Origin of the sequence: Streptomyces sp. NPDC048269, from assembly GCF_040652395.1 — a bacterium.
In the GTDB taxonomy this organism is placed as follows: Bacteria; Actinomycetota; Actinomycetes; order Streptomycetales; family Streptomycetaceae; genus Streptomyces.
In genome coordinates, this window is the sequence record NZ_JBEZLW010000003.1 from 76,782 (window position 1) to 102,420 (window position 25,639).

At 69.0% G+C, this 25,639-nt stretch carries 17 protein-coding genes and 2 pseudogenes; 6 read left to right on the forward strand and 13 right to left on the reverse strand.

Features of this window, described 5'->3' with window-relative positions:
- Positions 1 to 16: 16 nt before the first annotated feature.
- A complete protein-coding gene (locus tag AB0D48_RS04370) occupies positions 17 to 1,060 on the forward strand; it encodes an LCP family protein (RefSeq protein ID WP_362390647.1) in 1,044 nt (347 codons plus the stop codon).
- Between the two features lie 90 nt (positions 1,061 to 1,150).
- Here AB0D48_RS04370 and AB0D48_RS04375 read toward each other — a convergent pair whose 3' ends face one another.
- The 6 genes from AB0D48_RS04375 to AB0D48_RS04400 all read right to left on the reverse strand — a co-directional run bounded on the left by AB0D48_RS04375 (position 1,151) and on the right by AB0D48_RS04400 (position 9,624).
- Entirely contained in the window at positions 1,151 to 2,647 is a 1,497-nt protein-coding gene (locus tag AB0D48_RS04375; protein ID WP_362390649.1) for an amino acid permease, read from the reverse strand.
- A gap of 124 nt (positions 2,648 to 2,771) precedes the next feature.
- A complete protein-coding gene (dxs, locus tag AB0D48_RS04380; protein WP_362390651.1) occupies positions 2,772 to 4,688 on the reverse strand; it encodes a 1-deoxy-D-xylulose-5-phosphate synthase in 1,917 nt (638 codons plus the stop codon).
- 228 nt (positions 4,689 to 4,916) lie between these two features.
- Positions 4,917 to 6,173 (reverse strand): sugar ABC transporter permease, encoded by a 1,257-nt coding sequence (locus tag AB0D48_RS04385; protein ID WP_362391103.1) that lies wholly within the window; start codon positions 6,171 to 6,173, stop codon positions 4,917 to 4,919.
- A gap of 59 nt (positions 6,174 to 6,232) precedes the next feature.
- On the reverse strand, positions 6,233 to 7,021 hold the full coding sequence (locus AB0D48_RS04390) for an ATP-binding cassette domain-containing protein (RefSeq protein ID WP_362390652.1): 789 nt from the start codon (positions 7,019 to 7,021) through the stop codon (positions 6,233 to 6,235).
- Between the two features lie 157 nt (positions 7,022 to 7,178).
- A complete protein-coding gene (locus AB0D48_RS04395; protein ID WP_362390653.1) occupies positions 7,179 to 8,291 on the reverse strand; it encodes a substrate-binding domain-containing protein in 1,113 nt (370 codons plus the stop codon).
- Positions 8,292 to 8,409: 118 nt separating this feature from the next.
- Positions 8,410 to 9,624 (reverse strand): ROK family transcriptional regulator, encoded by a 1,215-nt coding sequence (locus tag AB0D48_RS04400; protein WP_362390654.1) that lies wholly within the window; start codon positions 9,622 to 9,624, stop codon positions 8,410 to 8,412.
- A 537-nt stretch (positions 9,625 to 10,161) separates the two neighbouring features.
- Between AB0D48_RS04400 and AB0D48_RS04405 the strand changes: the two genes are divergently transcribed.
- Positions 10,162 to 10,350, forward strand: coding sequence for a hypothetical protein (locus AB0D48_RS04405; protein ID WP_362390655.1), 189 nt, complete (start codon positions 10,162 to 10,164; stop codon positions 10,348 to 10,350).
- A gap of 279 nt (positions 10,351 to 10,629) precedes the next feature.
- Here the strand turns inward: AB0D48_RS04405 and AB0D48_RS04410 are convergent, their stop codons facing one another.
- The 5 genes from AB0D48_RS04410 to AB0D48_RS04430 form a co-directional block, all read right to left on the reverse strand.
- Positions 10,630 to 11,565 carry a carbohydrate ABC transporter permease gene (locus AB0D48_RS04410; protein ID WP_362390657.1) on the reverse strand — a complete coding sequence of 312 codons (936 nt, stop codon included), beginning with the start codon at positions 11,563 to 11,565 and terminating at the stop codon, positions 10,630 to 10,632.
- A 13-nt stretch (positions 11,566 to 11,578) separates the two neighbouring features.
- Positions 11,579 to 12,523, reverse strand: a complete 945-nt coding sequence (locus AB0D48_RS04415) for a sugar ABC transporter permease (protein WP_362390659.1) — start codon at positions 12,521 to 12,523, stop codon at positions 11,579 to 11,581.
- Positions 12,524 to 12,543: 20 nt separating this feature from the next.
- Entirely contained in the window at positions 12,544 to 13,977 is a 1,434-nt protein-coding gene (gene ngcE / locus AB0D48_RS04420) for an N-acetylglucosamine/diacetylchitobiose ABC transporter substrate-binding protein (RefSeq protein WP_362390661.1), read from the reverse strand.
- A gap of 293 nt (positions 13,978 to 14,270) precedes the next feature.
- Entirely contained in the window at positions 14,271 to 17,000 is a 2,730-nt protein-coding gene (gene acnA, locus AB0D48_RS04425; protein WP_362390663.1) for an aconitate hydratase AcnA, read from the reverse strand.
- Between the two features lie 140 nt (positions 17,001 to 17,140).
- On the reverse strand, positions 17,141 to 17,659 hold the full coding sequence (locus AB0D48_RS04430) for an alpha/beta fold hydrolase (RefSeq protein ID WP_362390666.1): 519 nt from the start codon (positions 17,657 to 17,659) through the stop codon (positions 17,141 to 17,143).
- A gap of 372 nt (positions 17,660 to 18,031) precedes the next feature.
- Here AB0D48_RS04430 and AB0D48_RS04435 point away from each other — a divergent pair, with 372 nt between their 5' ends.
- Positions 18,032 to 19,561 carry a UDP-N-acetylglucosamine 1-carboxyvinyltransferase gene (locus AB0D48_RS04435; RefSeq protein WP_362390668.1) on the forward strand — a complete coding sequence of 510 codons (1,530 nt, stop codon included), beginning with the start codon at positions 18,032 to 18,034 and terminating at the stop codon, positions 19,559 to 19,561.
- A gap of 79 nt (positions 19,562 to 19,640) precedes the next feature.
- On the opposite strand, the pseudogene AB0D48_RS04440 reads toward AB0D48_RS04435, so the two are convergent.
- Positions 19,641 to 20,112 (reverse strand): annotated as a pseudogene (locus tag AB0D48_RS04440) (IS30 family transposase); the annotation flags it as partial.
- On the opposite strand from AB0D48_RS04440, the pseudogene AB0D48_RS04445 reads away from it, so the two are divergent.
- Together AB0D48_RS04445 and AB0D48_RS04450 are read left to right on the forward strand one after the other, a co-directional pair.
- Positions 20,098 to 20,265 (forward strand): annotated as a pseudogene (locus AB0D48_RS04445) (excalibur calcium-binding domain-containing protein); the annotation flags it as partial. The pseudogenes AB0D48_RS04440 and AB0D48_RS04445 sit on opposite strands and share 15 nt — an antisense overlap.
- A 112-nt stretch (positions 20,266 to 20,377) precedes the next feature.
- The gene (locus AB0D48_RS04450; RefSeq protein ID WP_362390670.1) at positions 20,378 to 21,760 is read left to right on the forward strand and encodes a cytochrome P450; all 1,383 of its coding nucleotides are present in this window, start codon (positions 20,378 to 20,380) and stop codon (positions 21,758 to 21,760) included.
- Between the two features lie 126 nt (positions 21,761 to 21,886).
- On the opposite strand, the gene AB0D48_RS04455 is transcribed toward AB0D48_RS04450, so the two are convergent.
- Positions 21,887 to 23,434, reverse strand: coding sequence for an MFS transporter (locus AB0D48_RS04455; RefSeq protein ID WP_362390672.1), 1,548 nt, complete (start codon positions 23,432 to 23,434; stop codon positions 21,887 to 21,889).
- 83 nt (positions 23,435 to 23,517) lie between these two features.
- Here AB0D48_RS04455 and AB0D48_RS04460 point away from each other — a divergent pair, with 83 nt between their 5' ends.
- Positions 23,518 to 25,572, forward strand: coding sequence for a prolyl oligopeptidase family serine peptidase (locus AB0D48_RS04460; RefSeq protein ID WP_362390674.1), 2,055 nt, complete (start codon positions 23,518 to 23,520; stop codon positions 25,570 to 25,572).
- Positions 25,573 to 25,639 lie beyond the last annotated feature (67 nt).

A 25,639-nucleotide genomic window follows, 5' to 3' on the forward strand; every position in this document is an offset into this window, starting at 1 on the left:
TCTAAGATTCACCCCCATGACGGACACGCACGCGCGGCCCAGGCGCCGCCGACGCCGCATTCTGCGGATCACCCTGTTGCTGGTCGCCGTGCTGGTCCTGGGCGCTGCCGGGGCCGGCTGGTGGGCCTACAGCCACCTCAACGGCAACATCGACAGCGTCGACCTGGACCAGGCCATCGGCGTCGACAACCGGCCGCCGAAGGTGGCCGCAAACGCGCAGAACATCCTGGTGCTCGGCTCCGATTCGCGGGCCGGGGCCAACGCCGACCTCGACCACGGCGACGTCAGCGGCGCCCGCTCGGACACGGCGATGCTGGTGCACATACCCGAGGGCCGGGCCAAGGCCACCGCGGTGAGCATTCCCCGCGACACCCTGATCACCCGGCCCGAGTGCAAGGACAGGGCCGGCAAGACCGTGCCGTCCGCGAAGCGGGTCATGTTCAACTCGGTCTACTCGCTGGCCGGTCCGGCCTGCGTGGTCAACACCGTGGAGCAGCTGTCCGGCGTCCGCGTGGACCACTTCGTCGAGGTGGACTTCGCCGGCTTCAAGGGCCTGGTGGACGCGCTCGGCGGGGTCACCGTCACCCTGGACAAGCCGATGAGCGGAGCCAAGGGCGGCCTGAAGCTGGACGCGGGCACGCACCGGCTGAACGGCACCGACTCGCTCAAGTTCGTGCGTACCCGCTACGGCTACGGCGACGGCAGCGACCTGGGCCGCATAGGCCTGCAGCAGCAGTTCATGATGGCGATGCTGACCGAGATCAAGAAGCAGGACGCCCTCGGCAACCCGGCGCGGCTCTACAAGCTCGCCGACGCCGGGACCAAGTCGCTGACCACCGACTCCGATCTCGCCTCCCTGACCGCGCTCTCCGATTTCGCGAAGAGCATGAAGGGCGTGGACCCGGACACGATGGAAACGATCATGCTGCCGGTCGCCTACGACAAGGTGGACCCGAACCGGGTGGTCGTGGCCGAGCCGCAGGCCGGTCAGTTGTGGGAAGCCCTCCGCAAGGACCAGAAGGTCCCGGCCTCCGCGAAGGACTCCCCCGCCAAGGGCTGAGGCTCCGGCCGCCGCACCACGCAGCGGGCCCGTACGGGAATCCCTCCTGTACGGGCCCGCTGCGTTCGTGTACGGTCCGTCGGCCGGCGCTCAGAACTTCGCGTTCCGCCCGACCTTGTGCAGGCGGCTGTTGCGGTAGCCGTAGACGAAGTAGACGACCAAGCCGATGGCCATCCAGATGCCGAACCGGATCCAGGTCTCGGCCGGCAGGTTGAGCATCAGCCAGAACGAGGCCGCGATCGACAGGATCGGGATGAACGGCACCCACGGGGTACGGAAGGACCGGTGCAGGTCGGGGCGGGTCCTGCGTAGGACGATCACGCCGAGGGCGACCACCACGAAGGCGAACAGGGTGCCGATGTTGACCAGTTCCGCGAGCTTCTCCAGGCTGGTGAAACCGGCGACGACGGCGATGATCCCGCCGAGCAGGAGGGTCGCCCGGTAAGGGGTGCGGTACTTCGGGTGGGTGACGGAGAAGACGCGCGGCAGCAGTCCGTCACGGCTCATCGCGAAGAACACGCGGGTCTGACCCAGCAGCAGGATCATGCACACGGTGATCAGACCGATGGACGCCCCGAGACTGATGGCTCCGGCGAAGAAGGGCTGGTTCACGGATTTGAAGGCTTCGGCGAGCGGGGCGCTCGGCGACATCTCCGTGTACTTCTGCATGCCGGTGACCACCAGCGTCACGGCCACGTAGAGCACCGTGCAGATGAGCAGCGAGCCGAGGATGCCGCGCGGCATGTCCCGCTGGGGGTTCCTGGTCTCCTCGGCCGCCGTGGCCACGACGTCGAAGCCGATGAAGGCGAAGAAGACGAGAGAGGCCGCGGTGAAGATGCCCATGACGCCGAAGTTGGTGGGCTCGTAGCCGAAGAGCACCTGGACCAGCGGCGCGTGCAGGCCGCTGCCCGCGGGCTGTGGCTGGGCCGGGGGGACGAACGGGCTGTAGTTGTCGGCCTTGATGAAGAACAGTCCCGCGATGATCACCAGCAGTACCACGGTGACCTTGATGGCGACGACGACCGCGGTGATCCGGGCCGAGAGCTTCGTCCCCACGACCAGGATCGCGGTCAGCACCAGGACCAGCAGGAAGGCCAGCAGGTCGAAGGTGCCTCCGGCATCGGGCCCGGACAGCGCGACGGGCAAGTCCCAGCCCAGGTTGGTGTGCATGAGATGGCGCACGTAGCCGGACCAGCCGACCGCCACGACGGCCGTACCGAGTGCGAACTCCAGCACGAGGTCCCAGCCGATGATCCAGGCCGGCAGCTCGCCGATCGAGGCATACGAGAAGGTGTACGCCGAACCGGCCACCGGCACGGTGGACGCGAACTCGGCGTAGCAGAGCGCGGCGAGGGCGCAGACGATGCCCGATGCCACGAAGGCCAGGGCGGTGGCGGGGCCGGCGTTGTTCCGGGCGGCGATGCCCGTGAGGACGAAGATGCCGGTGCCGATGATGACGCCCACACCGAAGACCGTGAGGTCCCAGGCCGAGAGCGACTTGCGGAGCGCGTGTTCCGGCTCCTCCGTGTCGCGGATGGACTGCTCCACCGTCTTGGTGCGGAACGGGCTGTTCAGATCCTTGCTCACCGACGCCTCCGACAGGTGACGACGCACGAACGGGCCGGGAGGCCCACCCTTCAAGAGTGATCTCCCGGCCCGTGACGTGCAACCGCGCGTCGATCTACGAACGGCGCGCGCGGCGAGTTCCGGACTAGTCGACGGCGGCGGCCGGCTCGCTGTCGTAGCGCCCGTCCAGCTTGGCCACCAGGCCGGTGACCTGCCGCGCGATGTCCGGAGCGGTCAGCCCGATCTCGGCCATGACCTCCTTGCGGGAGGCGTGATCCAGGAAGCGCTGCGGGATGCCGAAGTCGCGCAGCGGTACGTCGACCCCCGCGTCCCGCAGGGCCTGCGCGACGGCGGAGCCGACACCGCCGGCCCTGCTGTTGTCCTCGACGGTGACGACGACCCGGTGCTGGTCCGCGAGCGGGGCCAGGGCCTCGTCCACCGGCTTGACCCAGCGGGGGTCGACCACGGTGCAGGAGATGCCCTGCTTGTCGAGCAGGGCGGCGATCTCCAGGCACATCGGGGCCAGTGCGCCGACCGATACGAGGAGTACGTCCGGCCGGGTGACTTCGGGGGCCGGGGTGCGCAGCACGTCCATGCCGCCGATGCGGCCGACCGCCGGGACGGCCGGGCCGACGACGCCCTTGGAGAAGCGCACCACGGTCGGCGCGTCCTTGACGAGGACGGCCTCGTTCAGCTGGGCGCGCAGCTGCTCCGCGTCGCGCGGGGCGGCGAGGCGCAGGCCGGGCACGACCTGGAGGATGGACATGTCCCACATGCCGTTGTGGGAGGCGCCGTCGGTGCCGGTGACACCGGCACGGTCCAGGACGAACGTGACACCGCACTTGTGCAGGGCGACGTCCATCAGGACCTGGTCGAAAGCGCGGTTGAGGAACGTGGCGTACACCGCGAAGACCGGGTGGGCGCCGCCGGTCGCCAGGCCCGCCGCCGAAGTGGCGCCGTGCTGCTCGGCGATGCCGACGTCGAAGATGCGGTCCGGGAACGCGTCCGCGAACTTCTTCAGGCCGACCGGCTGGAGCATGGCCGCGGTGATCGCGACGATGTCCTTGCGCTCCTTGCCGAGCTTGACCATCTCGTCGGCGAAGACGGAGGTCCAGCTGGCGGCGTCGGTGCTGACCGGCAGGCCGGTGTCCGGGTGGATCACGCCGACGGCGTGGAAGCGGTCCGCCTCGTCCTGGACGGCCGGCTCGTAGCCGCGGCCCTTCTGGGTGAGGCAGTGCACGATGACGGGACCGCTGAAGCGCTTGGCGCGCTGCAGGGCGGACTCCAGGGCCTCGATGTCGTGGCCGTCGATGGGCCCGATGTACTTCAGGCCCAGGTCCTCGAACATGCCCTGCGGGGCGATGAAGTCCTTGAGGCCCTTCTTGGCGCCGTGCAGGGTCTCGTAGAGCGGCTTCCCGACGACCGGGGTGCGCTCCAGGATGTCCTTGCCGCGGGCCAGGAAGCGCTCGTAGCCGTCCGTGGTGCGCAGGGTGGCCAGGTGGTTGGCGAGGCCGCCGATGGTGGGGCCGTACGAGCGCTCGTTGTCGTTGACGACGATGACCAGCGGGCGGTCCTTGGCGGCGGCGATGTTGTTCAGCGCCTCCCAGGCCATGCCGCCGGTCAGCGCGCCGTCGCCGATGACGGCGGCGACGTAGTGGTCCTCGCGGCCGAGCACCTCGTTGGCCTTGGCGATGCCGTCGGCCCAGCCGAGCACGGTGGAGGCGTGCGAGTTCTCGATCACGTCGTGGTCCGACTCGGCGCGCGAGGGGTAGCCGGAGAGGCCGCCCTTGGAGCGCAGGTTGCCGAAGTCCTGACGACCGGTGAGCAGCTTGTGGACGTAGGCCTGGTGGCCGGTGTCGAAGAGGACCTTGTCCTTGGGCGAGTCGAAGACCCGGTGCAGGGCGATCGTCAGTTCGACCACCCCGAGGTTGGGGCCGAGGTGCCCGCCGGTCTTGGAGACGGCGTCGACGAGGAAGGACCTGATCTCGGCGGCGAGCTGGTTGAGCTCCTCCTGGCTGAGCCGGTCCAGATCGCGCGGTCCCTTGATGCGGGTCAGCAGCACCCGTGCCTCCTTGCAGTTGCTTGCTGGTCTGACGAGTCTAATGTTCCGCTCGCGGGTGCGGTCATCGGGCCGTCCCCGGTGAGTCACACCTTTGTCATACATGAACGCACCTTCGCGAGATCACACAGCACAAACAGGCGCATACCCGCACAGGCGTACGTACATATGTACGCACGGATGCCCGGCGCCACACGAAGTGGCACCGGGCATTGTGACGGGTTCTACCGCTTAGGCACGTCCGGCCGTCTTCTGGGTCTTGCGCGTGACCGAGTCGATCACCACGGTGGCCAGCAGTACGGCACCCGTGATCATGTACTGGATCGGAGTCGCGATTCCCTCCAGGGCCAGACCGTACTGGATCGAGATGATGACCATGACGCCGAGGAGGGCGTTCCAGGTCCGGCCGCGGCCGCCGAAGAGACTGGTGCCGCCGATGACGGCCGCCGCGATCACGTTCATCAGCAGGTCGCCGGCGCCGGCGCTCTGGTTGGCCGCCGCGATCTTCGAGGCCCAGAACAGACCGCCGATGGCGGCGAAGGTGCCGGAGATCGCGAAGACCGTGATCCGGATCCGGGTGACGTTGATGCCCGCGCGGCGGGAGGCCTCGACGCTGCCACCCAGTGCGAAAACGTTTCGCCCGAAGGTCGTGCGGCGCAGCACGAAGTCCGTGACGACCAGGGCCAGCAGGAAGAGCACGACCGCGAGCGGCAGGCCCTTGTACTGGTTGAACACCACGGCGGGGCCGAGGGTGAACAGCGCGAGCAGGCCGGTGCGCAGCAGGATCTCGGCGAGCGGCCGGGAGGGCATCCCGGCGGCCTCACGGCGCCTCGCGTCGAGGAAGGCCGCGAGGAAGTAGCCGGCCACCGCGAGCACGGCCAGCCCGTAGGCGACGGCCACGTCCGAGAAGAAGTACGTGGTCAGCTGGCCGACCACGCCGTCGGAGTCGATGTTGATCGTGCCGTTGCTGCCGAGGATCTGCAGCATCGCGCCGAGCCAGAAGAGCAGGCCCGACAGGGTGACGGCGAAGGCCGGAGCGCCGATCTTGGCGAAGAAGAAGCCGTGGATGCAGCCGATCAGGGCGCCGCCGGCCACGGCCGCCAGGATCGCCAGCCATTCGTTCACGCCGTGGGTGACGGCGAGCACGGCGACGATCGCGCCCGAAACGCCGCTGACCGAGCCGACCGAGAGGTCGATCTCGCCGAGCAGCAGCACGAAGATGATGCCGATGGCGATCATGCCGGTGGCGGTCATCGTGATCGCGATGTTGGTGAGGTTCTCCGGGGAGAGGAAGTTCGAGTTCAGCCCCTGGAAGATGGACCAGATGATGATCAGACCGATCACGACCGGGATGGAACCCAGGTCGCCGGCCTTCATCTTGCGCTTGAACTCGCCCACGTACCCCGCGAGGCCCTGCTCCCTGACGAGCAGCCGGGGGTCCACGGCCGGGATCGCGTCGTGCGCGGCCGCCGGGTTGACCGGGTCGATGTGCTCCTGCTGGTCGACGGGGCCCTTGCCCAGTGGACCGGTGGCAGGGTTCTGGGTGCTCACTTGCCGGCCTCCGAGGTGCGGGCCGCCCGGCGGGTCACGGCGTTGTCCGTGGCACCGGTGATGGCGGAGATGATCTCTTCCTGCGAGGTGTCGGCGACATTGAAGACACCGTTGTTGCGGCCCAGCCGCAGGACCGCCACCTTGTCGGCGACGGCCTTCACATCGGCCATGTTGTGGCTGATGAGGATGACGGCGTGGCCACGCTCCCGCAGCCGCTCCACCAGGTCGAGGACCTGTGCGGTCTGCTCGACACCGAGGGCGGCGGTGGGCTCGTCGAGGATGACGAGCTGGGGCTCGCCCAGCATGGAGCGGGCGATCGCCACGGTCTGGCGCTGACCGCCGGAGAGCGAGGCGATGGGGATCCGGACACTGGGGATCCGGATGGACAGGGTGGTCAGGAGCTCGCGGGCGCGCCGCTCCATCTCCACCTCGTCGAGGACGCCGTAGCGCTTGAGCTCGCGGCCGAGGAAGAGGTTGCCGACGACATCGATGTTGTCGCACAGAGCCAGGTCCTGGTAGACCGTCGCGATACCCAGGTTCTGGGCGTCGTGGGGCTTGCCGATGGAGACCGGACGGCCTTCCCACTCGATGACGCCGTCATCGATGGGGTGCACGCCGGCGATCGTCTTGACCAGCGTGGACTTACCGGCGCCGTTGTCGCCGACCAGGGCGACCACCTCACCGGAGTGGATCTCGAGTTCTACGTCGGTCAGGGCCTGAACGGCGCCGAACCGCTTCGAGACCCCTCGCAACGCCAGCACGGGCGCAGCGGACACATGAACCATCTCCTTCGCCGCCTGACCGGCGGGGATGTCGTGCAAAAGAGCAGGAGCGGGGCGAATGGGGGAACGTTTCTGCCCGGCGCCCCGCCAGTGGCGGGGAATGAGGGGCGGGGCGCCGGTCAGGCACGGGGGCCGCCTCGCGAGGAGGCGACGGGGGCCGCTACTTCAGGCCGATGGCGGCGCAGGCCGCCGCGTACTTGTCGGTGCAGATCTCGTCGACCGTGTAGACGCCGTCCTTGACGACGGTGTCCTTGATGTTGCCCTTGGTGAGCGAGACGACCGGGATCAGCACGGACGCGATGCCCTTGGCGGACGGGCTGTCCACCGTGGAGGTGGTGACGCCGTCGAGCTTCTCCTTCTTGGCGAGGGCGACGGCCATCTTCGCGGCGGCCTCGGCCTCGGGAGCGTACGGCTTGTAGACGCTCATGAACTGCTCGCCCGCGACGATCCGCTGCACACCGGCGAGTTCGGCGTCCTGGCCGGTGACCGGGGGCAGCGGGGTCACGCCGGCGGACTTGAGGGCGGTGATGATGCCGCCGGCCATGCCGTCGTTGGCGGAGTAGACGCCGATGACCTTGTCCTTGCCGAGCGCGGAGAGCGCGGCCGCCATGTTGGTGTTGGCGTTCTCCGGCTTCCACTCGACCGTGTCGTACTCCTTGCCGACGTTCACCTTGCCGTCGAGGACGGAGTGCGCACCGGACTTGAAGAGCTTGGCGTTCGGGTCGGTGACCGAACCGTTCATCATGACGATCTGGCCGTCCTTGGCCTTGTCGCCCAGCGCCTCCAGCAGCGCCTTGCCCTGGACCTTGCCGACCTCTTCATTGTCGAAGGAGGTGTAGGCGTCGATCGGGCCCTCAGCGAGACGGTCGTAGGCCACGACCGGGATGCCGGCCTCCTTGGCCTTCTTGACCGAGCCGGCAATGGCCTTGGAGTCCACCGCGTCGACGATCAGGACGTCCACCTTGTTGGTGACCATCGTGTCGACCTGCGAGTTCTGCGTGGTGGCGTCCTGCTTGGCGTTCGCGTAGACGACCTCGCCCTTGCCGCCGGTGAGCTCGGCGACCTTCTTCTCGATGAGCGGCTTGTCGAACTTCTCGTAGCGCGCGGTCTGGTTCTCCGGCAGGAGCAGGCCGACCTTGATCGCGTCGCCCTTGGCGGCGCCGGATTCCTTCGTCTTGTCGCCGGCTTCCTTGGCGCTGCCACAGGCGGCGAGGGAAACGGCCATGGCACCGGCGGCAACGGCTACAGCGGTTCTGCGCATACGCGTGTTCATTACTTGAACCTCCCTGACGAGGCCGCAACCCTGCGGCCGAGGTGGATGTGAGTCAACCCCGGCCGCAAGTTTGCCGTCAAGGAGTGAATCCTTAACGAGATGACAACGGTGCCATCCGTTATCTAACTGAAGACATGGCGGCTGAAGCACGCACTCCACTTCCATGATCTGACAAAAGTGTCGAATCGCCCATTTCGCTGAGCACAAGGGCTAGTGCTCCGAGCACCTCGGCCCGCCCGCCCAGGGACCCGGTGAGCACTGACAACTGGCGGGCCGCGCTCGGGATCGCGTACCTCCCGACCGATTCACGGATGGGCGCCAGGACGAGTTCACCCGCCTCCGCGAGCGAGCCGCCGAGGACCACCCGGCTGGGGTTCAGGAGGTTGCACAGACTGGCCACGCCGCTGCCGATGTGGCGGCCCACGTCCGTGATGACGCGGCGGCAGCCCGGGTCTCCCTCGCGGGCCAGCTCGACCACCCGCTCCATCGTCAACTCCGGTCCGTGACTGCCCTGGAGCAGCGGAAGTACGTACCGGGCCGCGGCGAAGGTCTCCAGGCAACCGCGGTTCCCGCAGCGGCAGACCGGACCCGATTCGTCGAGGGTGATGTGCCCGATCTCGCCGGCCGTACCGCCCGGGCCGCGGTAGATCTGACCGTTGATCACCAGTCCCGCGCCGACGCCGCTCGCGACCTTGATGTAGGCGAGGTCTTTCACTCCCCGCCCGCTCCCCCAAACGAGTTCACCGAGGGCCCCGAGGTTCGCGTCGTTGTCCACGTACACGGGTACACCGAGGCGCTGCGAGAGTTCCTGGCGGGGATTGATGCCGGCCCAGCCCGGGAGGATCGCGGTCGAGCCCAGGGTCCCGGACTCCACGTCGATCGGGCCGGGGACGCCGAGGCCGACGCCGATGGCCTTGTCCAGGCTCACCCCGATGCCCGCGATCAACCGCCCGACCAGCGCTTCCGCCCGGTCGAAGCCCTCCACCCAGGAGGCGTCCACGTCGAGCGGCTCGGCCTCCTCGGCCAGCACCTGGTGGGCCAGGTTCCCGACCGCCACCCGCAGGTGGGTGTGACCGAAGTCCACGCCGATCACGATGCCGGCGTCGCCGCTGAGCGACACGCTGCGGGCCCGCCGGCCGCCCGCCGAGGTGTCGGTGACCTCGACGGTTCCGCCGTCCTTGAGCTCACGGACGATGTTGGAGACCGTGGCCGCCGACAGTCCGGTGGCGCGGGCGATCTCCGCCTGGGTCAGCGAACCCGCGAGCCGCACCGCCCGCACGACCCGTTCGAGATTCGCGCGGTGCAGCGAAGACTGCGATCCGGGAGTCTGCACGACTCATCCACTCCTGCCCATAAGCGACGGCCAGCCGTCGCCCCCCGGCCGGGGAACGTCGCGACTGCGCTCGCTCCGAGACCCGGCGTCTCCAACTTGTGAACCTTAAGTCGAGCCTTTGTCCCTCGAGACGTCAAGAGGCTGACACGGCACGAACCGGCAACTACCGGCCATAAGAGGGAGAGAACGGTCGCCCGGATCGTGTTGCGGTCGCTGAGGCGCCGGTCCTCTGCGGCCTTCCGGCCGGCCCGCGCCCCTGCAATGACAGCGCTGCGCGAGGAGGTGTACGGGATGAGTCCCGATCGAAGTCCTCGCCGCGCTCTCGCTCTCGCCGGCTGACCTGCGGCCTGCTACCGCTGTTGCTTCCTGCCTGATCAGTCGACCTTTCCCTGGGTGCGCACGGCTGCGGTCACCCGCTGCCTCCGTGCCCTTCCGCGTTTCCTTTTCCTTCCGCGTGTCCTGACCCTTCTGTCAGACATACGTCATCCATGCCCCCGGCGCATCCCGTGTCCCGACCGCGACACGCTGCGTCATCCCATGACCACTCCACGTGACCGCTCGGCTTTCGCGCTGCCCGGACGCCGTGGAGGGAGGATTCGTCATGACCATGCTCACCCCCTCCCGGCGAGCTACTTCCCGTGGCTGAACGGCGTGCTCCTCGCGTACTGCGCGCTCACGCAGGCCCTGAAGACCTGGTACATCCGCACGTTCAACACCTGGCTATAGGAGGACCGGAAGGGCCTCTGCGGCAGCGCGGAGGACCGGAAGGGCCTCTGCGGCAGCGCGGAGGACCGGAAGGGCCTCTGCGGCAGCGCGGAGGACCGGAAGGGCCTCTGCGGCAGCGCGGGCGTGGTGGGAGCCGACCTCCTGCTGCGCCCGCTGGGCCGGCGCCCGGACCGGGAACCGCTCGGCGGCGCCGGGGCCGGGGCCGAACGAAGGTGTCCGGCCGGCTGACCGCCACGGTCTCGGCGGTGGCGGTCAGCCGGCCGGGCGTGCCGGATCCCCCTACTTGAGGGTGGCGGAGGTCAGGCCGGCCTGGATCTGGCGCTGGAAGGACAGGTAGACCACCAGCATCGGGATCATCGCGATGGTCACACCGGCGAAGAGCACCGGGAGGTCCGTCTCGTACCCCTGCTGCTGCTGGAGCTGGATCAGGCCCTGGGTGAGCAGGTAGCGCTCGGGGTCCGATCCTGTCTGGGGCTGCATCAGCACGGAGGGCAGGATGTACTGGTTCCACTGGCCCAGGATGTTGAAGATCCCGACGCTGATCAGGCCGGGCTTGGCCATCGGCACCATCACCTGGAAGAAGATCCGGGTGTCGGATGCCCCGTCGATCACCGCCGCCTCGTGCACCGCCGTAGGCAGCGTGCGGAAGAAGGAGTGCATGAAGAAGACGGTGAACGGCATCGAGTAGGCGACGTACACGAGGATCAGGCCCTGGTACGTGTTCAGCATGTCGAACCGCTTGACCATGAAGAACAGCGGGACGAGCGCGAGGAAGACGGGGAACATCGCCCCGCTGACGAAGAAGTAGTAGATGAACCGGTTTCCCGGGAAGGGGTAGCGGGCCAGGACGTACGCCGCCATCGACCCGAACAGCATCGTCAGCGGGACCGAGAACACCATCACGATCAGCGTGTTGGCGAAGTAGTCGCCGATGCCCTTGTCCCAGGCCCGGCCGAAGGCGTCGACGTTCCAGTTGGAGGGCCAGCTCAGGGCCGAGCCGCCGATCTGCGCGTCGGTCTTGAAGGAGCCGAGCGCCAGCCAGATCAGGGGCAGGACGATCAGTACGGCCCAGACGACGAGGAAGCCGTGGGAGACGACGTTGAGGACCACGCCCTCGGAGCGGCGGCCGCCCTGCTCCCCGGTCCGGGCGGGTCCGCCGGACCGCTCGGAGGCGTCTTCGCCCTGAGTCTTGATCACTGTGGGCTGTGCAGTCATCGTGGAACTCCGCTCAGAACTCGATGCGCTCGCGGCGGGTGGCACGCAGCGTGATGACGGAGAGGATCATGGTGAGGACGAGCATGACCACGCCCATGGCGCAGGCGTAGCCGCTCTTGCCGAAGTAGAGGAAGTTCCTCATCAGCACGGTCGCCATGACCTCGCTGTGGTGGTCGGGTCCGCCGCCGAACTGGCCGGAGGTCATGGTCGACACCAGGACGAACATGTCCATGGCGGCGATGCCCAGATAGACCGCGGACGTCTGCACAGAGTCCCACAGCAGGGGCAGGGTGACCTTGATGAAGGTCTGGGCGCGCCCCGCGCCGTCGAGCAGCGCGGCCTCGTAGATGTCCTTGGGGACGGACTGCATGGCCGCCGAGAACAGCACGAGGTAGAAACCGACGCCGTGCCAGACGACGACGAGGAGCAGGCACCAGAGCACGAACCTGGGCTCGTTCAGCCATTCGACCGGGTGCGTCGCGTCGACCAGGCCGAGCTTGATGAGGACGCCGTTGAGCAGGCCGCCCTCGTCGGTGCGGTACACGGCCCCGAAGAGCACCGCGAGGATGGCGAGGGACAGTACCTGCGGGAAGAAGTAGACGATCTTGTAGAACCCCGACCCCCGCACGCCCTGGACCCCGCCGGCCCCGCCCCGCCCGCCCGCGTTCACCATGAAGGCGAAGAAGAGGGCCAGCAGGATGGTGACCGTCGGGACGAACACCAGGAGCAGCAGGTTGTGCCACAGGGCGCCGCGGAAGACCTCGTCCTTCATGAGGGCCGCGTAGTTGTCCACTCCGACGAAATCGAAGGTCGGCGACTGGCCCGTCCAGTTGGTGAAGGAGTAGCCGAACGTCTGCACGTACGGCCAGATGACGAAGGTCAGATACAGCGCGATCGGTGCGAGGAGGAAGCCGGCGATGAAGCCGGCCCGTCCTCTGCCCTGGGCTACTCGACTCATGGTGTCCGTCCCTGCGGAGGTCAGCTGCGCTTGTTGTTCTTTGCGTTCGGGTCCTGCGCCGCCTTGTTTACCGCAGCCTGGGCGCGCTTGATCCACTCCTTCGGCTGAATCCGCTTGGCCATCAGCTCATTGGACGCGTCCTGGATCGCCGTGTCCATTTCGCTGTACCAGTCGGGGTACAGGTAGTTGAACGTGTTCGTACCCGCCGCCTTGAGGGCCGTCACCGCCGACTGGGTGCCCGGCCGCAGCTTCACGTTCGGGTCCACGCCGTCCTTGACCACGGTGAGCGAGTTGGCCTGCTGGGCGAAGAGGGTCGACCATTCGCGGGAGAGCATCGAGCGGACGAACTCCAGACCTCCGGCCTTGTTGGCGGCCTTCTCCGGGACGATGAAGGGCTCGCCGGCGCCGGCCCGGATGGCCTCGAAGGGCAGCTTGCTGTCGGCCAGCAGCGGCATCGGCAGGAACTGCATGTCGAAGTCGTCCGGGGTCTGCTTGAGCTGCTCGTTCTCCAGCCAGGAGCCGGAGGGGATGAAGGCCGCCTTGTACTGGTTCCAGGCGGTCTGGGACTCCGTGTGGGTGAGGCCGTTGGTGCCCGGCAGCATCAGGGACTTCTCGACCACCTCGTAGACCGCCTCGACGGCGGCGAGGGCCGCGGCGTTCCCCTCGAAGGCGTTGGGCTCCAGGTTGTCGATCGCCTTCATGGCCTCCAGACCGCCCTTCTTGGCGATCAGGTCCATGATCACGACATTGATGTAGTACGGGAACTTGCCCTGGTGGGCGAGGCCGCCGATGCCCGCCTCCTTGGCCTTCGCGCAGACCGCGAGGAACTCGTCCCAGGTCTTCGGCGGCGTCCAGCCCTTCTCCTTGAAGAGCTTGCCGGAGTACCAGAGGCCGAAGACCGTGTACACGTAGTTCAGGGAGACGAACTTGCCCCCCTGCATGCCCTGTTCGACGGTGCCGGCGATCAGCGTGTCCCGGACCTTCTTGGTCGGGTCGTCGAGCGAGGGCGCGTCGAGCACGGGGGTGAGGTCGGCCAGCTGGTTGCTCTTGAAGAGCACGTCCAGCTTGATCTTCTGGGCACCCGAGTCGTCGACGACATCCGGCGGGTTTCCGCCGTTGAAGCGCGTCTGGAGCTTTCCGGTGATCTCCTGGGTGCCGAGGTGGGAGCTGGTGGTGCCCCACTTCTTGTCGAAGGCGGCCTCCCAGGCCTTCGCGTAGTCGTCGCCGAAACCCCCCTTGAAGACGACGACGTCCAGCTTGCCGCCCTTGGCGACGCCGAACGGGTTCTCCTTGGTGACCGGCGCCTTGTCCGGACCCTTCGTGGAGTTCTCGTCGCCGCCGGAGGCGCAGGCGGACAGGAAGCTCATCGTCGGCACCGTGATCAGTCCGAGTGCTGCGGAGCGCTTGATCAGATCACGGCGCCCGAGGCCCTCACCAGTGGATCCCATGCTCATGTCCTCGCCTTCGTCAGAAGTGTGAAGGAGGACGGAGAATCACGGCGTCGCCGTGCATGCGGACATCACCGCAGGTCCCCGCCCATCCCCCCGGTCCGGAGCCGTTCGTCTCCCGGTGATCCGGACGGGCACAGGTATAGTCCACTTCCGCTCGTGTGAGCAAGATCATGCACACGTATGGCCGCCAGCTTTTCCGAGTTGAGACCTGTCCGTCATCTGGGATGGCGCCGGACAAGCGGAAGGGCCGTACCCCCTTAACGGGGATACGGCCCTTTGGTACCGCTGTGCCGTGCTCAGCCGCGGATGAGGTTGCGGAGCACGTACTGCATGATGCCGCCGTTGCGGTAGTAGTCCGCCTCACCCGGCGTGTCGATGCGGACGACCGCGTCGAACTCCACACCGGTGTCGGTGGTGACCTTCACGGTGCGCGGGGTGGTGCCGTTGTTCAGCTCCTCCACACCGGTGAAGGCGAAGGTCTCCTCGCCGGTGAGGCCCAGGGAGGCCGCGGTGGCGCCCTCGGGGAACTGCAGGGGCAGGACACCCATGCCGATCAGGTTGGAGCGGTGGATGCGCTCGTAGGACTCGGCGATGACGGCCTTGACGCCGAGCAGCGCGGTGCCCTTGGCCGCCCAGTCGCGGGACGAGCCGGAGCCGTACTCCTTGCCCGCCAGGATCACCAGCGGGATGCCGGCGGCCTGGTAGTTCTGCGAGGCGTCGTAGATGAAGGAGACCGGCGCGCCCTCGACGGTGAAGTCGCGGGTGAAGCCGCCCTCGGTGCCCGGCGCGATCTGGTTGCGCAGGCGGATGTTGGCGAAGGTACCGCGGATCATGACCTCGTGGTTGCCGCGGCGGGAACCGTACGAGTTGAAGTCGCGGCGCTCGACGCCGTGCTCCGTGAGGTACTTGCCGGCCGGCGTGTCGGCCTTGATCGCACCGGCCGGGGAGATGTGGTCGGTGGTGACCGAGTCGCCCAGCTTCGCCAGCACGCGGGCGCCGGCGATGTCGGAGACCGGGGTGGTCTCCATCGTCATGCCCTCGAAGTAGGGGGGCTTGCGCACGTAGGTGGACTGCGGGTCCCACTCGAAGGTGTTGCCGGTCGGGATCGACAGCGCCTGCCACTGGGCGTCGCCCGCGAAGACGTCCTGGTAGGACTTGTTGAACATGTCCTCGCCGATGGCGTTCGCCACGACGTCATTGACCTCGGCCTCGGAGGGCCAGATGTCCTGGAGGAAGACCGGCTTGCCCTCGGTGTCGATGCCGATGGCGTCCTTGGTGATGTCCACCTTCATGGAGCCCGCGATGGCGTACGCGACGACCAGCGGCGGGGAGGCCAGGTAGTTCATCTTGACGTCGGGGTTGATCCGGCCCTCGAAGTTGCGGTTGCCGGAGAGCACCGAGGTGACCGCGAGGTCGTGCTCGTTGATCGCCTTGGAGATCTCCTCGTCCAGCGGACCGGAGTTGCCGATGCAGGTGGTGCAGCCGTACCCGACGAGGTTGAAGCCCATCTTGTCGAGGTACGGGGTCAGGCCGGCCTTGTCGAAGTAGTCGGTGACGACCTTCGAACCCGGGGCCAGGGTGGTCTTGACCCACGGCTTGCGGGTCAGGCCCTTCTCGACCGCCTTCTTCGCCACGAGGGCCGCGGCCACCATGACGTAGGGGTTCGAGGTGTTGGTGCAGGAGGTGATCGCGGCGACGGTGACGGCGCCGTGGTCGATCTCGAAGGAGGAGCCGTCGGCCAGGGCGACCAGGGTCGGGCGGGTCGGCACGCCGTTGACGGCAGCCGGGGCGTCGGAGGCCGGGAAGGACTCCTTGCCCGCCTCGTCGTCGTCCTCGACGTAGTTGCGCACGTCCTGGGCGAACTGCTCGGCGGCGTTCGCGAGGACGATGCGGTCCTGCGGGCGCTTCGGGCCGGCGATGGAGGGGACGACCGTGGAGAGGTCGAGCTCCAGCTTCTCGGAGAAGTCCGGCTCGGCGGCCGGGTCCAGCCACAGGCCCTGCTCCTTGGCGTACGCCTCGACGAGCGCGACCTGCTGGGCGTCGCGGCCGGTCAGGCGCAGGTACTTCAGCGTCTCGTCGTCGATCGGGAAGATCGCGGCTGTGGAGCCGAACTCCGGCGACATGTTGCCGATGGTGGCGCGGTTCGCGAGGGAGGTAGCGGAGACGCCCTCACCGTAGAACTCGACGAACTTGCCGACGACGCCGTGCTTGCGCAGCATCTCGGTGATGGTGAGCACCAGGTCGGTGGCGGTGGTGCCGGTCGGCAGCTCGCCGGTCAGCTTGAAGCCGACGACGCGCGGGATCAGCATGGAGACCGGCTGGCCGAGCATCGCGGCCTCGGCCTCGATGCCGCCGACGCCCCAGCCCAGCACGCCCAGGCCGTTGACCATGGTGGTGTGCGAGTCGGTGCCGACGAGGGTGTCGGGGTACGCCTGGCCACCCCGGACCATGACGGTGCGGGCCAGGTGCTCGATGTTGACCTGGTGGACGATGCCGGTGCCCGGGGGGACGACCTTGAACTCGTCGAAGGCGGTCTGGCCCCAGCGCAGGAACTGGTAGCGCTCCTTGTTGCGGCCGTACTCCAGCTCCACGTTCTGGGCGAACGCGTCGTTGGTGCCGAACTTGTCGGCGATGACCGAGTGGTCGATGACCAGCTCGGCCGGGGCCAGCGGGTTGATCTTGGACGGGTCGCCGCCGAGGGCCTTCACGGCCTCACGCATGGTGGCGAGGTCCACGACGCAGGGGACGCCGGTGAAGTCCTGCATGATCACGCGAGCCGGCGTGAACTGGATCTCCTCGCTGGGCTGGGCCTGCGAGTCCCAGTTGCCGAGCGACCGGATGTGGTCGGCGGTGATGTTCGCGCCGTCCTCGGTACGGAGCAGGTTCTCCAGCAGCACCTTCAGGCTGTAGGGAAGGCGGGCGGAGCCCTCAACCTTGTCCAGCCGGAAGATCTCGTACGACTCGTCGCCCACCTGCAGCGTGCTGCGGGCGTCGAAGCTGTTCGCCGACACGACAGTCTCCTTCATGCATGAATTTCGCGCGTATGACCGCATCCTGCCGCCACGCCCCTTGGCCAATCCGCTAAGGTAAGACTAAGTTAGGTAACCCTTACCAGCGGGGGCGGCTGCGGTACGCCTTCGGCAGATATCTCGATGTCGAGATAACTCTAATACATGTCCGGGCGCGGGGACGAGGCGCACGCCTCCGGCGCGGCCCGCGCCCGCCCCCCGCTCAGCCCGCGAGGGAGCGCCGGGCCGCCCAGGCGTTGACGGCGGCGGCGATTTCCCCGGGGCGGTCCTCGGGGCAGAGGAGGGCGGCCGGACCGCAGTACTCGGTCTCCAGCGCCGCAATGTTCTTCGCGCCCCCGGGCGGCCTGTTCGGCCCCGACCATGAGGGCGGGCGAGCCGTCGAAGGTGAGCAGCAGCTTGGGCACCTCGCTGTCCTCGATGAAGAGGTTCCGGTCCAGGAGCATTCCCTCCCTCACTCCGGGGGTACGTATCGCCTCGAACCGGGCGCGGGCCGCGGGCGGGTACTCCTCCCAGGACATCGGCCGCAGGATCGTCTTCATGAAGGCGACGCCGCGGACCCGGCCCGGATGCCGGGCGGCCCGGTCGAAGGCGAGCACGCCGCCCCAGTCCTGGCCGACCAGCGCCACCTCGTCGAGCCCGAGGGCGCGTCGAACCACCCGTCCAGGTAGCGGGCGTGGTCCGCGAGCCGGTACTCCCCGCCGGGCTTGCCGGAGCGGCCCATGCCGATGAAGTCGCGAGCGCGGACCGGTCGAGCGGAGCCCCCACCCCCGAGGAGCGCAGGCGCAATGTCGTCACCCTCACGCCTGCCGACCGGCGGCGGCTGCGCACACCGGAACAACTGCTCGACGCGGCGCAGGAGGAACTCCCGCCCCCCGTCCGGACAGGAGCGGGACCAGCTCGTCCGGCCCCTCGGACGGCTTGTCGAGCACCACACCACCAGCGGGCCCACTATGGGACCTGACGGTCGATAACACCCAAATGGCCTACACCGCGCGATCAACATCTCATATCTGAGATACGGTGCAGCCATGGCAGACGACTACCTCGTACGCATCGGCAAGCTCATCCGTGACGCCCGGCAGCACCGGGGCTGGACACAGAGTCAGCTCGCGGACGCACTCGGCACCAGCCAGAGCGCCGTGAACCGGATCGAGCGCGGCAACCAGAACATCAGCCTTGAGATGATCGCCCGCATCGGGGAAGCCCTCGACAGCGAAATCGTCTCCCTCGGCTACGCCGGCCCGATGCACCTGCGCGTCGTCGGCGGCCGGCGGCTGTCCGGTGCCATCGACGTCAAGACGAGCAAGAACGCCTGCGTCGCCCTGCTGTGCGCCTCCCTGCTCAACAAGGGCCGTACGGTACTGAGGCGGGTGGCCCGCATCGAGGAGGTCTACCGCCTCCTGGAGGTCCTGAACTCCATCGGCGTCCGCACCCGCTGGATCAACGACGGCGTGGACCTGGAGCTGATCCCGCCGGCCCGCCTCGACATGGAGGCCATGGACGCGGACGCGGCCCGCCGGACCCGGAGCATCATCATGTTCCTGGGCCCCCTGCTGCACCGCATGGACACCTTCCGCCTCCCGTACGCCGGCGGCTGCGACCTCGGTACCCGCACCATCGAGCCGCACATGATCGCCCTGCGCCGCTTCGGCCTGGACATCACCGCGACCGAGGGCATCTACCACGCGCAGGTCGCGGCCGGGGTCTCCCCGGACCGTCCGATCGTGCTGACCGAGCGCGGGGACACGGTCACCGAGAACGCCCTGCTGGCCGCCGCCCGGCACGACGGCGTCACGGTCATCCGCAACGCCTCCTCCAACTACATGGTCCAGGACCTGTGCTTCTTCCTGGAGGCGCTGGGCGTCAAGGTCGAGGGCGTCGGCACCACCACCCTCACCGTCCACGGCATCCCGAACATCGACGTGGACGTGGACTACTCCCCCTCCGAGGACCCGGTCGAGGCGATGAGCCTGCTCGCCGCCGCGGTCGTCACGGAGTCGGAACTGACGATCCGCCGTGTCCCGATCGAGTTCATGGAGATCGAGCTCGCGGTCCTGGAGGAGATGGGCCTCGACCACGACCGCTCGCCGGAGTACCCGGCCGACAACGGCCGCACCCGCCTGGTCGACCTCACGGTCCGCCCCTCCAAGCTCGAAGCCCCGATCGACAAGATCCACCCGATGCCGTTCCCCGGGCTGAACATCGACAACGTCCCGTTCTTCGCGGCCATCGCGGCCGTCGCCCAGGGCCAGACCCTGATCCACGACTGGGTCTACGACAACCGGGCCATCTACCTGACCGACCTCAACCGCCTCGGCGGCCGCCTCCAACTCCTGGACCCCCACCGCGTCCTGGTCGAGGGCCCCACCCGCTGGCGCGCGGCGGAGATGATGTGCCCGCCGGCCCTGCGCCCGGCGGTGGTGGTCCTGCTCGCGATGATGGCGGCCGAGGGCACCTCGGTGCTGCGCAACGTCTACGTCATCAACCGCGGCTACGAGGAACTGGCCGAGCGCCTCAACTCGGTGGGTGCCCAGATCGAGATCTTCCGCGACATCTAGGGAGAAGGCAGAAGGCTTGAGGCCCCATCACTCTTCGCCGGCCGGTTTCTAGGGGTCGTCGCAACACGTGGTCGGTTGTTCAGGCCGCGATGAGTTTATGCAGGCGCTCGGCTGGGGTTTCCCAGCCGAGCGTTTTGCGTGGGCGGCCGTTGAGCTGGGCGGCGACGGCGTCGAGGTGTTCGCGGCTGTGGGCGGCCAGGTCGGTGCCCTTGGGGAAGTACTGCCGCAGCAGCCCGTTTGGTGTTTTCGTTCGAGCCGCGCTGCCAGGGGCTGGCCGGGTCGCAGAAGTAGACCGGGATGTCGGTGGCGATCGTGAAGCTCTTGTGGGCGGCCATTTCGCTGCCCTGGTCCCAGGTCAGGGACCGTTAGAGGTGGGCGGGAAGCCGCTGCACGGTCTGTTGGAGCGCGTCGCGGACGGCTTCCGCGGTGCGGCCGTTGGGCAGGTGGACGAGCATGACGTAGCGGGTGGCCCGTTCGACGAGGGTTCCGATGGCGGAGCCGTTGTCCTTGCCGATGATCAGGTCGCCTTCCCAGTGGCCTCCGGCGGCTCGTCTTCGTCCGGTGGGACGTCATCCGGCGGCGGCAGCACCTACTACAAGAACTGCACGGCCGTCCGCGCGGCTGGAGCCGCCCCGATCCGACGCGGTGATCCCGGCTACGGCAGCCACTTGGACCGCGACGGCGACGGCGTCGCCTGCGAGTGAAAGGGCGGCGTGCCGGCCACCGTCGGTATTCGGCCCTGTTGGCCGGGGGTGCTCGCCACGGGCCGCCGGGGAGCGGCAGAATCGGCCGTCGGTACGGAACGAGGGGGCGGCCATGGCAGTTGGGACGAATGAGGGTGTCGGGGCGGAGGTTCCCGCGCTGGCGGGGGTGCCGGTGCTGGGGTCGCTCTTCGAGCTGAAGTCCGACTCCCTCGGTACCTATCTGCGGGCCCAGCACAGACACGGGGACGTCGTACGGATCACGGCCGGCCCGCCCGGGCTGCGGGCCGAGCTGTACTGCGTCTTCTCCGCGGAGGGCGCCCAGCAGGTGCTCGCCTCGGAATCGGCCAACTTCCGCAAGGACAACCCCTTCTACCAGGAGGTACGGGAATCCTTCGGCAACGGCCTGCTGACCAGCCAGGACGAGGACTACCTGCGCCAGCGCCGACTGGTCCAGCCGCTTTTCACCCGGCGCCGGGTGGACGGCTACGCGGGGGCCGTCGCCGCCGAGACCGAGGCGGTCGTAGCCGCCTGGCAGGAGGCCCCCGACGGCATCGTCGACGTCTCCGACCAGATGATGCACCTGGCCCTGCGGGCGGTCGCCCGGATCCTGTTCGGCACCGACGTGGAAGCAACCGTCGACGTCGTCGACCGGTGTTTCCCGGTCATCACCGACTACGTGCTGCGCCGCGGCTACTCCCCCGCGAACATCCCGCGCAGCTGGCCGACTCCGGCCAACAAGCGGGCGGCCGCCGCGATGAACGAGCTCTACGCGGTCTGCGACAAGATCATCGGCGAGCGGCGCAGCGATCCGGCGGAGAGCCCCGGCGAGGACCTGCTCACGCTGCTCGCCGCCGCCAAGAGCTCGGACGACGGGGAGTTCGACGCCTCCGAACTCCGTGACCAGGTGCTGATCTTCCTGCTCGCCGGACACGAGACGACCGCCACCTCCCTCGCCTTCGCCCTGCACCTGCTGGGCCGCCACCCCGAGGAGCAGAAGCGGGCGCGCGAGGAGATCACCCGGGTGCTGGGCGGCCGTACGCCCGAGGCAGCCGACCTGGACCGGCTTCCGTACCTCACGCAGGTCCTCAAGGAGGCGATGCGGCTCTACCCGGCCGCCCCGGTCATCGGCCGCAAGGCCGTCGTCGCCACCGAGGTGGACGGGCACGCCGTTCCCGCCGGCGCGGACGTGATACTGGCTCCGTGGGTGACGCACCGTCATCCGCTCCACTGGCCGGAACCCGACCGCTTCGACCCCGAGCGCTTCACCCCGGAGGCGGAGGCCGGCCGGCCGCGCTACGCCTGGTTCCCGTTCGGCGGCGGACCGCGCGCCTGCATCGGGCAGCACTTCTCGATGCTGGAGTCGGTGATCGCGCTGGCGATGATCCTGCGTGCGTACGAGGTCGAGGCCGTGGACACCGACGTCCCGGTCAGTGCCGGAATCACGCTGCGGACGGACGGTCCGGCGCGCTGCCGGGTCCGTCGCCTAGACGCCTAGACGGCTGGCCTGCTGGCCGGAGCAGGCCGTCGTCCAGCAGCCGGACGGACGAGGCGATCCGCGGGGCGGACGCGGCCGGAGCGCCCGCCGTACTCGCCCGACGACGGGAACGGGGCCAAGACACCCCTAGACCTTCGTCGGTGTGTGGTTTCCCTGGAGCCGTTCGAGGTCCGACGCCCGGACCTGGATGACGAGCAGCGCGATCACCGCGCCGATCAGGGTGAACACGGCCGCCACGACGAAGGCCGCGCTGATGCCCGAGGTGAGCACCTGGTCGCTCCACGGCTTGGGGAGCTGACCGGTGCGCAGCAAGAAGGCCTTCTGTTCGGCGGTGGCCGTGCGCAGGAAGCCCGGCACCACGTCCTTGGCCTCGTTGCGGCTGACCGTGCCGAAGACGGTCACCAGGATCGACAGGCCGAGCGAACCGCCGACCTGCTGCGTCGTGTTGAGCAGCCCGGACGCCGCGCCCGACTCCCGGTCGGGGACGTTGGACAGGGCCATCAGGGTCAGCGAGACGAACTGCAGGCCCATGCCGGTGGCGAACACCAGCATGGGACCGAGGATGCTGCCCAGGTACGTCGAGTGGATGTCTGTCAGCGTCAGCCAGCCCAGTCCGGCCGCGCAGCACAGCGCACCGGTGACCATGAAGGGCTTGGGCCCGAACCTGGGCAGCAGTTGCGAGGCGGTACCGGCTGCCACCGCGATCATGACACTGACGGGCAGGAAGGCGAGGCCGGCCTGCAGGGGGCTGAAGCCGAGCACGTTCTGCACGAAGAGCGTCAGGAAGAAGAACATGCCGAAGATCGCGCAGGCGAGCATGAGCATGATCCCGTAGGTGCCGGCCCGGTTGCGGTCGGCGAACATGTGCAGCGGGGTGATCGGCTGGGGCGAGCGCCGCTCGTTGAGGACGAAGAGGGTCAGCAGGACGACCGCGGCGCCGAAGGAGCCGAGCGTCAGCGGGTCGCGCCAGCCGTCCTGGGCGGCGCGGATGAATCCGTAGACGAGCGAGACCATGCCCAGGGTGGACAGCAGCGCGCCCGCGAGGTCGAAGTGTCCGGGGTGACGTGCGGACTCGCGGATGACCTTCGAGGCCATGACGGCGATGAGCACGGCGATGGGGACGTTGACGAAGAGCACCCAGCGCCAGTTGAGCCATTCGACGAGGATGCCGCCGGCGAGGAGCCCGATCGCGCCGCCGCCGGCCGAGACCGCGGCGAACACGCCGAACGCCCGGTTGCGGGCTGGCCCTTCGCGGAAGGTCGTGGTGATCAGTGCGAGGGAGGTCGGGGAGGCGATGGCGCCGCCGACGCCCTGGAGGGCCCGGGCGGCCATCAGCTGGCCGGCGTTCTGCGCGAATCCGCCCAGCAGCGAGGCCAGGCCGAACAGCAGGACGCCGAAGATGAAGACGCGCTTCCTGCCGAGGATGTCGCCCGTGCGGCCACCGAGCAGGAGCAGACCGCCGAAGGTGAGGGTGTAGGCGTTGACGACCCAGGAGAGGCTCTCCGTGGAGAAGCCGAGCGCGGTCTGGATGTGGGGCAGCGCGATGTTCACGATGGTGATGTCGAGGACCACCATGAGCTGGCAGGAGGCGATGACGAACAGGGCGAGCCCGTTCCCGCTCCCTCGGACCTTGCCGTCGGTCCCGGTGCTGGTCGGCGTTGCATTCGGGTCCACCCTGTCGACGCTAAGCCCGCACACGTGGGGTCACCACTCGAACGGCCTAGTCGATGTGATATTTCACATGTCACACTACGATCATGGATGACTTCCTCAGGCTCTCCGCGAGCACGGCCCGGTTCACCTACGGCGCCCCGCGCGCCTTCGCCTTCGGGGACGAAGGACGCCTCCTCTGGTTCCTCCGCTCCGCCGGCCCCACCGACCCCTTCGACGGCCTCTGGGTCCTCGACACGGCCACCGGCACCGAGTCCCGCCTTGCCGATCCCCGCGACCTGTGCCCCGAGCCGGGCGAGCTCCCGGCCGCGGAACGCCGGCTGCGCGAGCGCATCCGCCTCGTCGCCGCCGGGATCGGTTCGTACGCGCTCTCCGGCGACGGCCGGCGCGCCGTCTTCCCGCTCTACGGGCGGCTCTACGGGGTCACCGCGGACGGGACGGGCGGGCCCGAGGAGATACCGGCCGCCGGCCCCGCCCTGGACCCCCGCCTCAACTCCGACGGCTCCCGGACCGCCTACGTCAGCGACGACGCCCTGTACGTCGCCCCCGGTGGCCGGGTCAGCCCGGCCGACGGGGCCCGCTGGGGCGTCGCCGAGTTCGCCGCCGCCGAGGAGCTCGGCCGGGCGCGGGGCCACTGGTGGTCCCCGGACGGAGTGACCCTGCTCGCCGCCCGCGTCGACGAATCCGTACTCCAGCGCCGGTACTTCGCCGATCCCGCGCACCCCGAGCTCCCGGCCGAAGACTTCGCCTACCCCGAGGCGGGCGGGCCCAACGCCGAGGTCCAGCTGTGGGTGCTCGGCCCGGACGGTGCGAGGACACGGCTCGACTGGGACGCGGAGACTTACCCGTACGTCTCCGACGCGGGCTGGGAATCGGCAGCGGAGATCCTGCTGACCGTCCAGGACCGGCTCCAGCAGAACGTGCTGCTGCTCTCCGCCGACCCGGCCACCGGCCGCACCCGGGGGCTGTCCCGCACCACGCACCCGCAGTGGGTGGACCCGTTGGTCCCCGGCACCCCCGCCCGCCTGCCCGACGGACGGATGCTGACCGCCGCCGACATCCCCGGGGACGCCCGCGGCCTCGCGGTGGACGGCGAACCGCTCACCGGCGACGGGATCCAGGTCCGCCGGGTGGCCGGGATCCACGAGGGCCGGCTGCTGATCGAGGCCGGGCTGCGCGACCCCGCCGAGCAGCAGGTGCTGCTGCTGGACCCCGCGACCGGGGAGCTGACCCCGGTCGCCGACGGGCCCGGGGTGCACAGCGTGTCCGTCTCGGCCGGGACCCTGCTGCTGACCTCCGCCGCCGCCGACGGGATCCGCCGCACCCTGCGCACTCCGGACGGGCGTGAGTTCACGCCGGCCGACCTGTCCCAGCCGCTGCCGTACCGGGTGGTCCCGGTCCTGGAGCGGGTCACCGAGCACGGCGTCCCGACCGCCCTCGTCCTGCCCCGCGACCACGTCCCCGGCCGGCGGCTGCCGGTGCTCGTCGACGCGTACGGCGGCCCCGGCTACCAGGACATCAGTGCCGAGCCCCGTCGCTGGCAGGCCAAGCAGTGGTGGGCCGACCAGGGCTTCGCGGTGGTCACCGTCGACAACCGCGGCACCCCGTACGTCTCGCCCGCCTTCACGCACGCCATGTACCGCGGTTTCTCCGAGGTCACCCTGGAGGACCAGGTCGCGGCGCTCCGGGCGCTCGGCGCCCGCCACCGCGACCTGGACCTCGGCCGGGTCGGCGTACGCGGCTGGTCGTACGGCGGCTACCTGTCGGCGCTGGCGGTGCTGCGCCGCCCGGACGTCTTCCACGCGGCGGCCGCCGGGGCCGCGCCCACCGACTTCCGGTACTACGACACGGCGTACACCGAACGCTATCTGGGCCTCCCGCAGGAACACCCGGAGGTGTACGAGCGGGACTCCCTGATCCCCGACGCCCCGAAGCTGACCCGGCCGCTGCTGCTGACCACCGGCCTCGCCGACGACAACGTCCACCCCTCCCACACCCTGCGCCTGTCCCAGGCCCTGACGGACGCGGGCCGCCCGCACCAGCTGCTGGCCCTCCCCGGCGTCACGCACATGAGCCCGGGCGGCACGAGGGAGAAGATCATGGCGCTGGAGCTGGAGTTCTTCCGCAGGGAACTCGGCTGATCCCGCACGAGCAGGGCCCCGCGGACGCCATTGGCCGCGGGGCCCTGCCTTCTTCCCGTGATCCCCG

Bases quoted from the DNA above. Each gene is read 5' to 3' on its own strand.
- AB0D48_RS04450 (WP_362390670.1), top strand. From the start codon at position 20,378: ATGGCAGTTGGGACGAATGAGGGTGTCGGGGCGGAGGTTCCCGCGCTG.
- ngcE (WP_362390661.1), bottom strand. From the start codon at position 13,977: ATGAGCATGGGATCCACTGGTGAGGGCCTCGGGCGCCGTGATCTGATC.
- AB0D48_RS04390 (WP_362390652.1), bottom strand. From the start codon at position 7,021: ATGGTTCATGTGTCCGCTGCGCCCGTGCTGGCGTTGCGAGGGGTCTCG.
- acnA (WP_362390663.1), bottom strand. From the start codon at position 17,000: ATGAAGGAGACTGTCGTGTCGGCGAACAGCTTCGACGCCCGCAGCACG.
- AB0D48_RS04435 (WP_362390668.1), top strand. From the start codon at position 18,032: ATGGCAGACGACTACCTCGTACGCATCGGCAAGCTCATCCGTGACGCC.
- AB0D48_RS04405 (WP_362390655.1), top strand. From the start codon at position 10,162: ATGACCACTCCACGTGACCGCTCGGCTTTCGCGCTGCCCGGACGCCGT.
- AB0D48_RS04395 (WP_362390653.1), bottom strand. From the start codon at position 8,291: ATGAACACGCGTATGCGCAGAACCGCTGTAGCCGTTGCCGCCGGTGCC.
- AB0D48_RS04415 (WP_362390659.1), bottom strand. From the start codon at position 12,523: ATGAGTCGAGTAGCCCAGGGCAGAGGACGGGCCGGCTTCATCGCCGGC.
- AB0D48_RS04370 (WP_362390647.1), top strand. From the start codon at position 17: ATGACGGACACGCACGCGCGGCCCAGGCGCCGCCGACGCCGCATTCTG.
- AB0D48_RS04460 (WP_362390674.1), top strand. From the start codon at position 23,518: ATGGATGACTTCCTCAGGCTCTCCGCGAGCACGGCCCGGTTCACCTAC.
- AB0D48_RS04410 (WP_362390657.1), bottom strand. From the start codon at position 11,565: ATGACTGCACAGCCCACAGTGATCAAGACTCAGGGCGAAGACGCCTCC.